Here is a 15,639-nt window from a genome sequence, read left to right as displayed (position 1 = left end):
AGGGACGTTTCCGTCAGAACCTTCTCGGTAAGCGTGTTGACTACTCAGGACGTTCGGTTATCGTTGTAGGACCTGAGCTGAAAATGTACCAGTGCGGTCTCCCTAAGGAAATGGCTCTGGAGCTCTTCAAGCCCTTCGTACTCAAGAGACTCGTTGACAAGAAGGCTATTGCCAATATAAAGAGCGCAAGAAAGCTCATCGACCGTGCCGACAATAAGGTATGGGACGCTCTCGAGGACGTTATCAAGGATCATCCCGTTATGCTGAACCGTGCTCCTACGCTTCACAGACTGGGTATCCAGGCATTCGAGCCTATCCTCGTTGAGGGCCGTGCCATCAAGCTCCACCCGCTCGTATGCTCTGCGTTCAACGCTGACTTCGACGGCGACCAGATGGCTGTACACCTTCCTCTTTCCGCAGAAGCTCAGGCAGAGGCAAGATTCCTCATGCTTGCGGCAAACAACCTGCTGAAGCCGTCAGACGGTAAGCCTGTTGCCGTTCCTTCACAGGATATGGTACTCGGTTCCTACTACCTGACAATGGATAAGCCCGGCGAACCCGGCGAGGGCAAGGTATTCCGCGATGTGAACGAAGCTCTCATGGCTTACAACGAGCATGATGTATCGCTCCACGCTAATATCAAGGTAAAGATAACAAAGGATATCGGCGACAAGAAGGTATCCAAGATCATAGATGCTACAGTCGGCAGACTTATCTTCAATGAGAATATCCCTCAGAATCTGGGCTATGTTGACAGAACCAACTCCGACAAGCAGTTCGACCTCGAAGTTGCTTTCCTCGTAGGAAAGAAGCAGCTCTCAGATATCATTGAGCGCTGCATAAAGATACACGGAACAACTACCACATCCGAGGTGCTTGACCGTATCAAGGCTCTCGGATACAAGTACTCCACAAGAGCAGCTCTTACAGTTGCTGTCTGCGATGCTACCATACCACCTCAGAAGAAGGATATACTTGCAAAGGCAGATGCAGAGGTAGAGCAGATCACAAGCGAATACGAGTACGGATATATCTCCGCACAGGAAAAGACTAAGAAGATCATCGCTCTCTGGACAAATACCACAGACGATGTTACAAAGGCTCTTAAGTCCAATTTCGACAGATACAATCCTATCTGGATGATGGCTGACTCGGGTGCACGTGGTTCTATCTCACAGATCCGTCAGCTGGCAGGTATGCGTGGACTTATCGCCAATACATCAGGTACCGTTATCGAGATCCCGATCAGAGCTAACTACCGTGAAGGTCTTAACATCTTGGAGTACTTCATCGCTTCAAGAGGTGCGAGAAAGGGACTTGCCGATACGGCTCTCCGTACCGCTGACTCGGGTTACCTTACACGTCGTCTCGTTGACGTTTCTCAGGACGTTATCATCCGTGAGGAGGACTGCGGAACTACAGAGGGTATTGAGGTATTCGAGATCAAGAACGGCAACGAGATCGTTGAGCCTTTCGCAGAGCGTCTCGTAGGCAGATACCTTGCCGAGGATCTCCGCGACGAATCTGGCGAGCTCGTTGTATCGCGCAACAAGATCATCAACGACGCAGACGCAAAGAAGATAATCGACTCAGGCATCGAGAGGATAAAGATCCGTTCGGTACTTACCTGTAAGTCGAGAACAGGTGTGTGCGCTAAGTGCTACGGCGCTAACCTTGCAAACAACAATATGGTATCTGTCGGTGAAGCTGTTGGTATCATCGCTGCTCAGTCTATCGGTGAGCCGGGTACACAGCTTACCATGAGAACCTTCCATACGGGCGGTGTTGCTTCTGCCGACGCAGAAGATATCACACAGGGTCTTCCCCGTGTTGAGGAGCTCTTTGAGAGCAGACGTCCGAAGGGTGCTGCTATCCTTTCGAGAATTTCGGGTAAGGTACACATCGAAGAGATCAAGACCACAAGAAATATCATCGTTTCCAATGATGAGACAGGCGAATCCGAAAGCTATATGATACCTTACAACCTTAAGATCAGAGTTCAGGAGAACGACGACATCGAAAAGGGAACACGTCTTACGGAAGGTAACATCTATCCTGCTGATATACTTAATATCCTCGGTACACAGGCAGTTCAGAACTACATCATCAATGAAGTTCAGAAGGTTTACCGTTTACAGGGTGTTGATATCAACGATAAGCATATCGAAGTAATCGTTCGTCAGATGCTCAGAAAGATAAAGGTCGAGGAAACAGGCAGCAGCTATCTGCTCCCCGGTACTCTTGTTGACAGCAAGGAGATCGACGCTATCAATGAAGAGCTTCAGGCACGTATCGACGCAGGCGAGTACAATGTACAGCTTGTTCAGACAAGTCCTGTTCTTCAGGGTATCACAAAGGCTTCATCGAACTCAGACAGCTTCATGTCAGCAGCTTCGTTCCAGGAGACTACAAAGGCTCTTACAGACGCTGCTATCAGAGGCAAGAGCGACAGACTCCTCGGACTTAAGGAGAACGTCATCATCGGTAAGCTCATACCCGCAGGTACAGGTATGGAGTGTTACAGAAACGTTGAGGTCGTTAAGAACGAAGGCTATGGCGAGCACAATGCAGCTGCTCCCATTGCAAATCAGATATAAGCACAAAGCTCCCGAGGAGTTGATTCTTCGGGAGCTTTCCTTATCATGCAGGGGCGGATATTATCCGCCCGATAATCATTTGTTTTGGGACGCCGAGGACGTCGTCAACTAATCAACTTTTTAAAGCAGGAGCAGATACTATGAGTATTACGCTGAAACGTATTGATATGCAGGACTGTGAAAAGCTCTGGAAAATGCAGGCGGAAGCCTTTTCGGAGCTTCTTGCGAAGTATCATGATTACGATATAAGCCCCGCAAACGAGCCTATGAGCCGAGTTGAAGAAAGGCTTTGTCAGCCGTTTACATATTACTACTTCATCATGGAGGGCGAAACTGCTGTGGGAGCTATCCGCATTGTCGATAATAAAGACGGCAGTCCAAAGCGTATCTCACCTGTATTTATTATGAAAGAGTTCCGCAGCAAAGGCTATGCTCAGAAGGCGATAATAGCTGTTGAGAAGCTTCACGGAGCCGATAACTGGTGCCTCGATACGATATTGCAGGAAGCAGGGAACTGTTATCTTTACGAGAAAATGGGCTATCATCAGACAGGAAAAACAGAAGTGATAAACGACAGAATGACTATGGTGTTTTATGAGAAAAAATGAGCATATCATGTCCGCCCACCGCATATAATGCAGTGAGGTGAGAGCTATGAAAAGATTTATTGCAGCCGCCTGTACGGCTGCTTTTTTTATATCGGCGGGCTGCTCGGCAGTTCTTCCGACAGAGGGCGTGAAAAATGCAGGATACAGCGAAAGTACGACTGCGGCGGAAGAAAGCGGGGGATATGTTCCGATGAATTATCCGCGGCAGGTTGGAATGTGGCTTCCATATGTGAAGTTCCCCGAGTATATGCAGGGGAAAAGCGAGGAGGACTTCCGCAAGGGCGCTGCGGAGATACTGGAAGATGCTGCGGCAGACGGCGTGAATACGGTGTATTTTCATGTGCATCCAAGCGGCGACGCTTACTATACTTCAAGCATATATCCAAAGGGTGAATTCCTTGACGGGAATTACGATCCGCTGGCAATAATTATTGAAGAAGCACATAACCGCGGCATATCAGTCCATGCGTGGATAAATCCTCTCAGACTACAGACAGCAGAACAAATGGAAAGGGTTCCTGACAGCTTTATAGTAAAGAAATGGGTCAATGCTGGTATGCCCTATGTAAAAAATGTAAACGGCAGATGGTATCTTGATCCTGCCTATCCCGAAACAGTGGAGTTCCTCGGTGATACGGTCAGGGAAATAACAGATAACTACAACGTGGACGGAGTACATATCGACGATTATTTCTATCCGACAACGTCTGCCGATTTTGACAGTGAAGCCTTTGTACAGAGCGGAGCTTCCGACCTCGCGGCATGGCGCACCGAGAACGTGAGCCGCTTTGTGAAGAAGCTGTACGATACAGTAAAGGAAAAAGATGATAGGCTGCTTTTCGGGATAAGTCCGCAGGGAAATATCAGGGCAGACTATGAGACTCAGTATGCCGATGTGAAAAAATGGGGGAGTGAAAGCGGCTTCTGCGACTATATAGTTCCGCAGATATATTATGGCTTTGAGAATGAGACAATGCCGTTCCTGCCAACGCTGGAGCAATGGACAGAACTTGTAAGAGGAAGTGATGTTTCGCTTATCATAGGACTTGCAGCTTACAAGCTCGGAAGGGAGGATAAATGGGCAGGAAGCTCCGCTGAGCTTGAATGGATAAACGATCCCGATATTATAAATAAGCAGATAGCAGCCGTAACAGCTTCGGAAGCTGACGGATATGCACTTTATTATTAAAAAAACACTTGACAGATTTGCAATAATGTGCTATACTTTTAACAGTTTGGGGCATTAGCGCAGCTGGGAGCGCATCACACTGGCAGTGTGGGGGTCAGGGGTTCGAATCCCCTATGCTCCACCATTTTAAAGGCTCGGGAATGGCTATATATAGCCATTCCCGAGTTTCGCTTTTTTTAGAAAAAGTCGTTTGTTCTTTATTTGTTCTTTATTAAATGATATATCTATTACGAGCCGAGCAGATCAAGCGCCTCTTGGCTCTGTTTTTTTATTTGTAAAGTCAAGAGCTGCACTGACTGCATCAGCAACTTTAGCTCTTGCTTCATCAAGCATATGACAGTAAATATTGCTTGTTGTAGAAACCTCGGAGTGTCCTAAAGCTCCCGATACAGTCACGATATCAACGCCCTGGTTGACGAGGAGCGAAGCGAAGGTGTGTCTGAAGCAATGGATCCCACGGAATGGAATATCATTCTTTTCGCAGAAACCTTCAAACCATGAATAAGGCTGACCGTTATACATAGGCTCACCGTTCCATTTTGTAAATAGACGATCATTCTCTATCCATTTATCTCCGCATTTGAATGCGTGTTCAGCTTGTTCGCTCTTGTACTTTTTCAGAAGTGACATTATATGCTCCGGAAACTTCAATGTTCTTTGTGAGCGCCTTGTTTTGGTGGTATCAGTATAAGTGCCTTTCATTGAAGTATAGTTGCTTGTTCTGCGGATACTGATAATGCTGCTTTCAAAGTTCACATCTTTCCACTCAAGTCCAAGCATTTCCCCACGGCGAAAACCACTGTATATCATAAGAGTAAAGAACACCTGATACTTTATCGGTTCGTTTTCGAGAAGATTGAGAATCTTCTGTATTTCAGCGGGAGAATAGATCTCCTTTTCTTTATACTGTCCTTTGGGAATAGAGACTTTTTTGCATGGGTTCTGACTGACAACATCCATTTTCTCAGCAAAGGTAAAAACTTCTGATATTAAACTGTAATAATGCTTTATTGTTTTTGGCGAAAGGGGATTACCATTACGCTGATTTGCACCTTTGGACGCAAGCGAGTTAATAAACGCCTGTATCTGTCTTGGGTTCATCTTGTCGATTCTGATATGACCGAGAGCAGAGTAAACCCTTGGACGCAGTCTGAGCATACGCTCATAAGTCGTGTTACGAAGATTGTTTTTTGCATAACTCTCAAACCATTCTTCGCAAAAGGTTTCAAACTTCACTGCTACACTCTGATATCCCTGATTGCAGGCTTCTTCAAATAATACAGCCTGCCTGTTGACCTCCTTTTCTATTTGTTTAGCTGACATTCCTGGTTCAGGTTTCCAAGTAATAGTCTGAACCATCTGCTTGCCTTTGCAATTATAGCCGCAGCTTACCTTGATAAGATAACTGCCGCCTCGTTTTGTGATACTGGCCATAATAATTACCTCCTCAATAATATTACAGCGTACCTTTCCACGCTGATTATATCACTTTCTTACTTTAAAGTCAATACTTGAAGTTGGTGAATTACATGGAAAAGACAACTGCCAGTTTTTGTCGATCAATAATGTCTGCTTGCTCAGAGAAGCTTTGAAAGTATCTTTTTCAATAACTTCCATATCTCCTCCTGAGTCTGTTCTATCTGCTGCATATCCTCTGCATAAATGTTATCGGTAGCGTTGATACGTTTTGCTATCTGATTGATATTTCTCGCTACTCCGGAAATGGAACTTGCGATATCATTGAAAACGGAATAGTCCACTTTTATGATACGACCTTCAAGAGCCATTTTTCTCATATACAGCGATTGATTGGTCATATTCATTTTGCTCATTTTCAGCCTGATAGCTGCAAGTTCATCGTCATCAACATAGAAATTAATCATGTGTTTCCTTACACGGTTTGCCATATCTTCCCTCCTTGAAAAATATCATAAACATCATCGAAAAGGGTCTGGGAATCTCCCAGTAATGTCTGCTGCCTTTGATGAGATTTTTCTTGAAAAATCGAAAGTGTAATGACACAGGCGTTGCTTGCTCCCCTTCAAAAGAGCAAGTACAGTTTCTTCAGAAACTGCCGAAGTGTCTTTACAAAGGCTATGCTTGCTCCCTTCCAAACTGCACTTCAGTGCCTGATTACTTTTTCGGAAATTTCTGAAAAGCATAGAATGTTTTTTCAATGAAAACTACCATTTCTGTTTCGGCACAAGAGCACAGCTTCTGAAGAATTATTCTCCTTCTGAAAAACTGAAATGGATTTCAAAATCGGTGTATTTGATGTATTTGGTGTCTATTTGCCTGTATTCCGACGTTTCAAAATACATCTGATACAGCGTCGGTGTATTCAAGGTGTATTCGCGGTGTATTTTGATGTATTAAAAAACAGCCTGAAAATGGCTTAACACCGTATATGAATACACCGAATACACCAAATACATCATTTTTTAAATTCAGCTGAGATTATTTCTGTAGGTGGTATCAAGTCCGCGATATCCTCTGGCTTTCTTCACATTCCCGTGACTCTGAATATTGTTACCGTATTCGATATTGTACTTGTTGTGATTCTGCTTAAGCCAGAAGTTGAACATTTCCTTTTTCATAGGATCGGTACTGTTAATAGCACACCAGTGACAATAACCGCTGTAAAGATCAGCCGTGGAGCATTCCAGTGAAGGATCAAATTTTACAAACTGTTCGTCCTCTAAGAAGCCGATAATGTTGCTGCTGTCCTTCATGCTGTTCCTGAGATTTTCTGCTGTCCTTTCGCTGATAGTAAAGCTGAAATTATTATCCATAAGTCTCCGCAGACCTTCAAGTGACCACAGAAGTATTCCTTCCTTTTCGGAAATAAATTTCTCAACGAGGAAAGGATCATCAATTCTGTTTTCGGGTTTGGGCTTCGTGGTAATAATTATCTGCCTGCGGAAGAAGCCGTCGGATTTATCCGTGAGAGATTTCAGCGAACCGTTTCCGAACGACATAAGCTTCGCATAGATATTTGCTGAATAAGGTTGTATGCCTTTCTTCTCGATAAGCATTTTACCTTCATTTGTGATAATTGTTTTCAGCACGTTTGTCTCGGAGAGCTTGTCCATTATCATGTCATCGTCAAGGAAAAGATATGCGTTTTCAAGAGCTGCACGGGCGAAACGGTTTGTTTCAAGAGTGTGGAGATTTCCCGTGGACATTGTTCGTCCGTAAATGTTTTTCAGCAGAACTCCGATACGGCTCTTTCCCTCTCCACCGTTTCCTATCATGGTCAGCATCTTCTGCGCCTTTGTACTCGGTATAAGAAGATATCCGAACCATTCCTGCAAGGTGAGGATATCCTCAGGTATCAGAAGCTCCGACAAAAACGACAGGAACTTCTCGGGCGGAGCTGCATTAGGATTATATCTGTTATTGATACGTCCGAAGCAGAACTTTTTCTCCTGTGAGAACTCGCCTGTCTTAGCATTCAGTGTACCATTTAAAAGGTGTATCTCGTTCATGTCGGGAACTATTTCCTCGGAATGTGCGTCCAGTTTCAGCGCCTGACACAGCTGTTTAACCTTACCTGCGACGCCTTTCTGGATATACGGTTTCAGCTTCTCGTAGATGAGCTTTTCAATGCAGATATCTTCTATAACTCCATCGAAACCGATGAATTGATTATTGATACAGATTATCCTGTGCTCGGATAAAAATTCCTCGCAGAAGATTATCTCATTTACGCTCTTATCATCGAGCCATACGGGAGTTGAATCTGTGGTGGAAGCGCTGCATACTTCGGGAGCAGTATATGAGCTGTTAGAATCACCGTCCGAAGTAAGCTCCTCAGGTTCGACATCTATTATCGTCGACTCTTCATCAGGAAATGACATATTCGCTGCTTCGTCCTGTGATACTATTTCCATAATATTCTCTGACTCTTTTTCCTGCACGTTCCAATACCTCCTTCCTGTTCTCGATAAAATCTTTTCTCTCTTCCTGAGTTCCGCTGATGAAAATATTACAGTAATTCTCATATTCGTCCTGATTGTTCAGGCTCTCTACAAACAGCGGACTGGGCTCTTCTCCCTGCGTTTGCGGAGCATATTCTTCGCGGAATCTGCACAGCAAATGATAATAATCCGACAGTACGCGAAAGGCTTTGCCCTCTTTCTCACGCTGAGTTTCCCTCTGTATCACGGGTTTTATGAATGGTTCATTGCTGCTGTGTACAATACCGAAGGCGGAGCAAAGCTGCTTTGCAGCTTCGTACTGTGACAGTCCCGTTACCTGAGCCGCAAAAGCTACTGCATCACCGTGAGCTCCGCAGCCGAAGCAGTAATAATGGTCGTCGTATAGTTTCATTGACGGAGTTTTGTCGTCATGGAAGATACAGTTTATCATTCCTCTGCGAGCGTCGATACTATACAGTTCCGCCACCTGCTGCATGGTAACGCTTTCACGAACCTTTTCAAATATGTTCATGCAGCATCACCGCCCTCGGGTTCATAATGTCCGAAAACAGCTTTCATAAGAGCTTCTTCGGAAATGAGGTACTTCTTGCCAGCCTTGAAACAGGGCAGGTCTCCCGAAATACACATCTGCCTGATGCGGTATTCCGTCAGTCCCTCGATAAGCTTCGCCGCCTCTTTGATTGTAAGCACTTTTCTTTTTGGTGTAGTCATTTTCATGACCTCCTTTTAAATAAGATCAGCATTGCTGCTGACATACGCTTTAAGCTGTATGTATTACAAGACGGCGAAAAAAGCTATCATTTGTTAGCCCATTGTGATTTATTATGTTTTCAGGTTACTTCTGCAACGCTGCAATCCCATTATAGCTAACCAAAACAGCAAAGTCAATAGATGTGATACACATACTCTATTTACAACTATTTCACATCTATTCTGGCATATACTCTACTTTTTCAGATGTAACATCTATTTTTGAAAATATGCAGTATAAACGGCTTGATTACGCTGATCTTTATTTTTCTATCGTGAAATCCAGCGTCTAAAAAAAGTCCCTACTAACAAAAACTAACAGAAAATATTTTTTCAATGTGATTCTCCTGAGTTGACTATAGATAGTAGATGTGATAGCTTAATGACATTACGCAGCTGCGGGGACTTATTATATTAGAAAACAACGAAAAAAGCACTTCCGATTTCTCGGAAGTGCCTATTTCATGACAACTGTGTTATAATATAGATACAAACTTTTCTAAAAACATATTTTAAGCTTATAAGAAACTATTTACATTTCAAGGTTAGTCTCAAGTCACGCATAGGTACACTGGAAAGCAATCTGACTTCCGAGGAAACCGTCGCCGATCATCATTTTTCTCATGCTTTTATTTCTTATGAGCTTAATATATGCTATTATATCATAAATAGTTTTTATTGCCATTATAAAGAACTGCTGCAGCGGCAGACTAACTGAAGCAGACGGATACTTGGTTACATAAAAAAGCGGCTAAGAAAAACTCAGCCGCTTTTATTGATACTATACCCTGTACTCAGAACATTTTGATAGATATATATTTGCTGATTATGTCCTTTGCAGCAGAAATGACGTCTTTGACTACGGGATTGTCGATACAATCATAGAGATAATTTATCGCATCCATTGTTTCTTCGGGAATGTATATAATGATAGTATTGCTGGTGTTGTTTTCCACTGCTGTAAGGTAGCCGGGATCTTTCTTTCCGCCGTCAACGTGAGCGTATTCTATACCGATATGGTTGTTATCATATACTGTTCCTGCACCGCCTGTAAGAGATATACAGCCATAGAACATAGATTCGCCTTCAGATGATTCTGTTGACCAGTTCGGACCAACAGTAATTGTCTGAAGATCATAGCAGCTGTTGAACATGCCGTTCATATCAGTAACATTTGAAGTGTCAAAGCTGCTGAGATCGAGAGATTCAAGATTATAGGATTCATAAAACATCTCTGACATATCAGCAACATTTGATGTATCAAAGCTGCTGAGATCGAGAGATTCAAGATTATAACAGCCGCTAAACATCCCTGACATATCGGTAACACTTGATGTGCCAAAGCTGCTCAGATCGAGAGCTGTAAGTGTATAACAGTTTCCAAACATCCATGACATATCAGTAACATTTGAATTGTCCAAGCAGCTGAGATCAAGAGATTCAAGTAAAAAGCTTCCTCTGAACATCTCCGACATATCGGTAACATTTGATGTGTCAAATCCGCTCAGGTCAAGTTTATCAAAGCGTGAGCTTAAAAACATACAGGACATATCTGTTACATTGCTTGTATCAAAAGTGCTGAAATCCACAGAATTAATAAACGGTGTATCGGGGATATAATCAGAAAGCAGTGTATTTCTGAACATTCCTGACATATCGGTAACGCTTGATGTATTAAAATCGCCGAGGTCAAGGTCGCTTAACCAGAAAGAGTATGCAAACATTTCTGACATATCGGTTACATTTGATGTATCAAAGCTGCTCAGATCGAGTGATGAAAGGCCAAACTTCCTGAACATTCCCGACATATCGGTTACCTTGCTCGTATCAAAGCTGCTTAAATCAATAGTTTTCATGTAATTGAGCTCGTCATGGTAACTGTCAATAGGATTTGAATAAGTTTCCATTGCCCAGCCGCAGCCTTCAAACATTTCAGACATATTTGTAACATTAGAGGTGTCAAAGCTGCTGACATCATAAGTAATAGCATCACAGTTCTTGAACATTCCCTGCATATTTGTTACTTTTGATGTGTCAAAATTGCTCAGAATAACGCTGCCGCGTACAAAAGATTCATTCGGGGCGAAGTTGAACATATAAGACATATCTGTAACACGTGATGTGTCCGCATTCTGGAGCTCTATTATCTCAAGGCCATCCATACCTTCACAGAAATGGCTGCAATTTGCAGGAAAAATTGTTCCTTCGTCTGCAGTCATGATTCTTATTTCCTTTTTATCAACGTCTTCGGGAACTATAATACCCGAGCCGTCTGCGCTGTTTCTGATATATCCCTTGAGGTGAAGGGTATTTGTCTCTGCGTCATAGTATGACTCGTCCTTTCCCAGCACTTCTGAAACCGATTCAGCTGCTTTTGCAGTCAATGCGTTGTTGTTTGGAAGAAAATTTACTGCATTGCAAGCAATGATCGCAAGCGAGAGAGTAAATGCAGTGATTTTCTTATACGATTTTTCCATTGATTAGTCCTCCTTTTAATAATACTAATAGTTTACATTCGCCTTTATAAAGCGTACAGTAATATTATATCATTTAGCACAATAATTGAAAAGATGAAAATGCAAAATTAACAATTTGTTCATAATTTTCCTTTCAGGCACATAATGCTGATCGGGTATCTGAAAGAAAAGTACCCGAATAAATGATGATAATAGTTGCGTTTAGTTTAATGACAGGGGATAAATCCTGTAAAAAATAAAGAATGATACAGAAAGTCCCGCAAATAACGAAAAAGCACTTCCGATTTCTCGGAAGTGCCTGTTTCATGAGGGTGGGAGATGGGATTCAATCCCACGGTTTTCGGGACCACAAGCCTGTCTGAGTGGATATTCCACGTTTTCGCTAATGTCGATAAAGTATCATTTTTCTTCGGTTTTAAGTTCTGATTCGACTAACGCCTTTGGAGAAAAATTTTCAGTACTATAGGGGAAAATGATCCTTTGCGGTTTTGACATTAAGTAGCTTCTTATTAATTCTCAATATAAAGTGATTATCTTCCTTACATTGAACATCTTTCGACAGCAGTATTTTTACGTCCCGTCATTACATGGTAATGCTTCTTTACAGAAGCAAGTGGTTTGAACGATGCGTTTTTATCATTATTGTGCATATGCTGAATCAAAGTCAAAATGTACAGAGCTCCAGTCGAATTTCTTGAAGGAATCGACCTTCTTGTAGTAAGCCGAGGTAACAGTACCGTCGGGCTCGGTAGACTGGACCAGTATTCTTCCATCGTCAGTCATTTGCAGTAACATTTGTTTCGGAGGAGGTCCCTGCACTTTGGCAGTTTCACTTGCTCCGTTAGCCGCCTGTACGCTCTTGGGAGGCCCTACGGGGATAGTCACCAGGGCGTTCAGGGCTCCGTTTTCAAAGGTATACGTCATCGGAAGCTCTGTCTCATCAGCTTCGGAACTGCCCTGATCTGATGCGTCCGCACTCTGCGGCGGTCCTCCCTGTACGGCAGCTTCCGGAGCACCGCCCTGTGATTCACTGCTTATGACAACAGGATCGATGTTTATGAACTTGCCGGTACCTTCTGCGTCTATCGCAAGATGTCCTGTTGCGGACACAGGAACACCGCAAATGCTATCATAAGCGATGTAGTCCTTGGCCATTACATCAGCTTCCCATAAGCCCCTGAACTCCTCTGCATCTGCGGCTGTGGGCTTGCAGGCAGGCATATCCACATAATGCAGATATTTTGATTCGTCATATTCCGCATTAAGGTCGAACTCCACCTGCGGAGGACCTCCCTGCTGAGGACCGTTATTTTCCGTGATATTTTCAACAGCCTCTGTCACAGGAGGCACATTTTTCGTGGGTACGTCATTCTCTTTGGTATCCGAGCAGCCGTAAGCGCAAATTGTTATCAGTAATGCTGCAAGACCGATACAGATTCTTTTCTTCATAATTCTTACCTCCTTATTCAGCATTTGCAGTTATTGCCTGCTGAGCATCAGCCGCGGTTTCAGGATTTGAGGCTGACGGAGGGCCGCCCTGTACACCCTCGGGAGGACCGCCCTGTACACCTTCGGGAGGACCGCCCTGTACGGTAAACATACTTGCGGTTCCGTACTTGCGGTGCATGATCTTCACTGCGTCCTTACGGCATGTGGGATACTGTATCAGTATCGGTACCTTATCGAACATGGAAACGGGGTTTTTGAAATAGTTAAGGAGAAGCTTTGCAAAATGTTCGGCGCTTCTGTCGGAGTCTTTGCCGAGATAAGCATTTACCAGCGGAGCGATCACCTGTGCCGGCGGAATATTTATGATCCTTTTCGCAGAAGCCATTTTATAAAGCTCAAGTCCCTCGGGCTCTATGAGCGTATCAGGCTTTTCTTTCTGACCTTCCCATGTTGACGGAGTCCTGCCGCTTACCTGATTTCTGTATGACTCAAAACGGTACTTCATATAAAGCTCCATGTTCTTCATGGCGTCGTCAAACTGCTCCCCGGTATAGAAAGTAAGTTCCTTATTCACATAAGGTTTTATGATACTCTCAGTCTGCGATGTCAATTTCTTATATTTTTCCTCAAGACCGGTAAGCTCCCTGCATATTTCATGGTACTTGTCCAGATATTCTTCACTGCTTATCCATTTATGCAGCATGGGCAGCAACTCTGTACCTCCGATACGGTTCGGGTTGTCGATAGGCATATTGATAAGGTCTTTTTCAGCAGACATGACATTGTCAAGACCTGTAGGCGTTGTATCGAGAGGAATATCTCCCAGAACGTCTCTTATAACCACTCTCGCGTCCATTCCGCCGAAGGATTCATTGTAATCCCACGGAATATAGGAAAGTACGCCGTTATTCTCACACAGATAGAAGTTCCATGCACGTGCCTTGCCCACGAGGCTGTCATAGTTGTTCATAAAGCCGTGAACAGCCCAGTACCTCATAAGCTGATCAGTGTCAAGAACAGAGAGAGCCTCCTCCTCTGTGCCGTTGTTCAGCTTGTCCAGGCAGTCTATCATGACCTTCTTGTCTTCATCTGTGCATTTTAGTTCATCGGAATCCCATATATTCTGATAGGAAGCCGGATCATCATTTATCCAGCGGCAGCATGCAGCGTCTTTCAGGGCCTCGGGATGCATCTTTGCAGAGATTTCGTTCCACGGTTCCACACGGTCGGTCTTGTCGAGATCTGCATATTTGTTTCCCGAGAATATCTGTAAAACAGCTTCCAGGTCAGACTGCTTTGCTGCTGATTCGGATTCAGGCTTGTAAAGGTCTACCTCTGCGTTGCCGTAATTTCTGACTGCAAAGCTCTTGTCAACGTCCTCCACTGCAAGAAACAGTGCAAAATCCTCGCCGTTTTTCTTTACAACGGTATAGCTCGAAAGGGGCGAATGAACGCCCATATCGTCCATCAAATGATAAGAGATATAGTCCTTCATGCAGGTGATATCAGCCGCAAAATTGTTCAATGAAAGCTTATTGAGTCCGTGATAGGTGGTATTATCATCGTACTTGCTGAAATTGATGCGCAGTCCGACGCGTTCGTTGGTACTGTCTGTCCTGCCCCTTGCAAAACTCAGCGAAGAATGTCCCTTGGCTTTCAATGCAACATTTTTGAAAAGCTCTCCGTCGATCTCGACATTGCATTTCGCATACTCCTTGTCCTCGGATGTGGCTTCGTTGATCTTCTCCCATTCCTCGTCCGTAATTATGATATTAATGGTATGCACCCTGGTATCGTCAAACAGGGACGCATTTGCGTAATCGCCGGATATGGCAGAATTATCCTCAGCAGCCGCAGTGACCGAAGGACTGCCGTATTTCCTCGTTCCCGAGAGCGAACCGCCCCCGTTAACGAAGCAAATAATTAAAGCAGCCGTAAAAGCAATGACCTTTTTCCTCATAAACCTTGTCCTTTCTGGAAATGAAAATACAAGTTAAAAACGATTGACCTCTATCTTTCACAAAATAGAGGCTGAATTCCTGATGTTGTTTTAAATCGTTCTGTGGTGTTATCATTGTCTTTTAAGTGCTGCTTGTCATCAGCTTTCTTGTACGTTTTCCGTATTTTCAAGAAATTAGATGTTTTATTTTCTAAAATATATCATAATGACATTATATCACAAAGAAAAATAAAATGCAATAGTGTGTTTGACGAACTGAATAACATCAGCAAATGTTTTTACAAATGTTTCGCTGATGGCAAATTCTGCATCGGCCATGTTCAAAAAATATCATGGTGATATGATGAATATATTTATGGGTACCTCGGCCGTTTCTCGTGATTCTATACGCATAGACATACACAAGTATCTCATCTCCAAACGCTGATCGGAATATACATTCCGATATTGGTATATCACATATAACGGGAATAGTCAGGACAAAAGTAAAACCGCCCGTGAAGGGCGGCAATGAGTTGAAATTTTAAGACATGGTATTTCTGATGTAAAGCCGGTAGCACTTTGGCGTTTCTATTGACAGATCCGGAAACTGAATGTTATAATATCTACAACGATAAATCGGAGTTGTGCGCCCAGCCAAGGGCGAATGATCGAGCAGGTGGGAAGCC

General features: G+C 43.6%; 12 protein-coding genes and 1 tRNA gene. 4 read left to right on the top strand and 9 right to left on the bottom strand.

The genetic code is table 11. From position 1 onward, the window contains the following. The 4 genes from rpoC to Q0R37_RS11075 all read left to right on the top strand — a co-directional run. Window positions 1-2,597, top strand: a 2,597-nt coding sequence (gene rpoC, locus Q0R37_RS11090; RefSeq protein WP_294754453.1) for a DNA-directed RNA polymerase subunit beta', incomplete at its 5' end; no start/stop codon positions are given. Window positions 2,598-2,737: 140 nt separating this feature from the next. Then, the gene (locus Q0R37_RS11085; RefSeq protein WP_294754451.1) at window positions 2,738-3,205 is read left to right on the top strand and encodes a GNAT family N-acetyltransferase; all 468 of its coding nucleotides are present in this window, start codon (window positions 2,738-2,740) and stop codon (window positions 3,203-3,205) included. A gap of 46 nt (window positions 3,206-3,251) precedes the next feature. After that, the gene (locus Q0R37_RS11080; RefSeq protein ID WP_294754449.1) at window positions 3,252-4,394 is read left to right on the top strand and encodes a family 10 glycosylhydrolase; all 1,143 of its coding nucleotides are present in this window, start codon (window positions 3,252-3,254) and stop codon (window positions 4,392-4,394) included. Window positions 4,395-4,442: 48 nt separating this feature from the next. Next, window positions 4,443-4,518, top strand: a tRNA-Ala gene (locus Q0R37_RS11075). A gap of 119 nt (window positions 4,519-4,637) precedes the next feature. Here Q0R37_RS11075 and Q0R37_RS11070 read toward each other — a convergent pair. From Q0R37_RS11070 to Q0R37_RS11030, 9 genes are all read right to left on the bottom strand, one after another. Then, entirely contained in the window at window positions 4,638-5,828 is a 1,191-nt protein-coding gene (locus Q0R37_RS11070; RefSeq protein WP_294754447.1) for a tyrosine-type recombinase/integrase, read from the bottom strand. A 143-nt stretch (window positions 5,829-5,971) separates the two neighbouring features. Beyond that, window positions 5,972-6,301, bottom strand: coding sequence for a plasmid mobilization relaxosome protein MobC (mobC, locus tag Q0R37_RS11065; protein ID WP_294754445.1), 330 nt, complete (start codon window positions 6,299-6,301; stop codon window positions 5,972-5,974). A gap of 540 nt (window positions 6,302-6,841) precedes the next feature. Further along, the gene (locus Q0R37_RS11060; protein ID WP_294754443.1) at window positions 6,842-8,314 is read right to left on the bottom strand and encodes a phage/plasmid primase, P4 family; all 1,473 of its coding nucleotides are present in this window, start codon (window positions 8,312-8,314) and stop codon (window positions 6,842-6,844) included. Beyond that, window positions 8,241-8,846 (bottom strand): CHC2 zinc finger domain-containing protein, encoded by a 606-nt coding sequence (locus Q0R37_RS11055; protein ID WP_294754441.1) that lies wholly within the window; start codon window positions 8,844-8,846, stop codon window positions 8,241-8,243. Before Q0R37_RS11055 ends, Q0R37_RS11060 begins: the two co-directional genes overlap by 74 nt. Then, window positions 8,843-9,046: a helix-turn-helix domain-containing protein gene (locus tag Q0R37_RS11050; protein WP_242940092.1), complete on the bottom strand. Its 204-nt coding sequence runs from the start codon at window positions 9,044-9,046 to the stop codon at window positions 8,843-8,845. The genes Q0R37_RS11055 and Q0R37_RS11050 overlap by 4 nt, the downstream gene beginning before the upstream one ends. A 595-nt stretch (window positions 9,047-9,641) precedes the next feature. Next, entirely contained in the window at window positions 9,642-9,770 is a 129-nt protein-coding gene (locus Q0R37_RS11045) for a hypothetical protein (RefSeq protein ID WP_294754438.1), read from the bottom strand. 109 nt (window positions 9,771-9,879) lie between these two features. Continuing rightward, window positions 9,880-11,562, bottom strand: a complete 1,683-nt coding sequence (locus Q0R37_RS11040) for a BspA family leucine-rich repeat surface protein (RefSeq protein ID WP_294754436.1) — start codon at window positions 11,560-11,562, stop codon at window positions 9,880-9,882. Between the two features lie 639 nt (window positions 11,563-12,201). Further along, a complete protein-coding gene (locus Q0R37_RS11035) occupies window positions 12,202-13,011 on the bottom strand; it encodes a hypothetical protein (protein ID WP_294754433.1) in 810 nt (269 codons plus the stop codon). 13 nt (window positions 13,012-13,024) lie between these two features. Beyond that, window positions 13,025-14,971 carry a CotH kinase family protein gene (locus Q0R37_RS11030; protein WP_294754431.1) on the bottom strand — a complete coding sequence of 649 codons (1,947 nt, stop codon included), beginning with the start codon at window positions 14,969-14,971 and terminating at the stop codon, window positions 13,025-13,027. Between the last annotated feature and the right edge of the window lie 668 nt (window positions 14,972-15,639).

Origin of the sequence: uncultured Ruminococcus sp. (assembly GCF_946415235.1) — a bacterium.
In the GTDB taxonomy this organism is placed as follows: domain Bacteria; phylum Bacillota; class Clostridia; order Oscillospirales; family Ruminococcaceae; genus Ruminococcus.
Note: the sequence above shows the minus strand (reverse complement) of the source record. Positions and strands in the feature narration are given on the sequence as shown.

Coding starts and splice junctions, on each gene's coding strand:
- Q0R37_RS11030 (WP_294754431.1), bottom strand. CDS start 14,971: ATGAGGAAAAAGGTCATTGCTTTTACGGCTGCTTTAATTATTTGCTTC.
- Q0R37_RS11085 (WP_294754451.1), top strand. CDS start 2,738: ATGAGTATTACGCTGAAACGTATTGATATGCAGGACTGTGAAAAGCTC.
- mobC (WP_294754445.1), bottom strand. CDS start 6,301: ATGGCAAACCGTGTAAGGAAACACATGATTAATTTCTATGTTGATGAC.
- Q0R37_RS11050 (WP_242940092.1), bottom strand. CDS start 9,046: ATGACTACACCAAAAAGAAAAGTGCTTACAATCAAAGAGGCGGCGAAG.
- Q0R37_RS11045 (WP_294754438.1), bottom strand. CDS start 9,770: ATGGCAATAAAAACTATTTATGATATAATAGCATATATTAAGCTCATA.
- Q0R37_RS11070 (WP_294754447.1), bottom strand. CDS start 5,828: ATGGCCAGTATCACAAAACGAGGCGGCAGTTATCTTATCAAGGTAAGC.
- Q0R37_RS11055 (WP_294754441.1), bottom strand. CDS start 8,846: ATGAACATATTTGAAAAGGTTCGTGAAAGCGTTACCATGCAGCAGGTG.
- Q0R37_RS11040 (WP_294754436.1), bottom strand. CDS start 11,562: ATGGAAAAATCGTATAAGAAAATCACTGCATTTACTCTCTCGCTTGCG.
- Q0R37_RS11035 (WP_294754433.1), bottom strand. CDS start 13,011: ATGAAGAAAAGAATCTGTATCGGTCTTGCAGCATTACTGATAACAATT.
- Q0R37_RS11080 (WP_294754449.1), top strand. CDS start 3,252: ATGAAAAGATTTATTGCAGCCGCCTGTACGGCTGCTTTTTTTATATCG.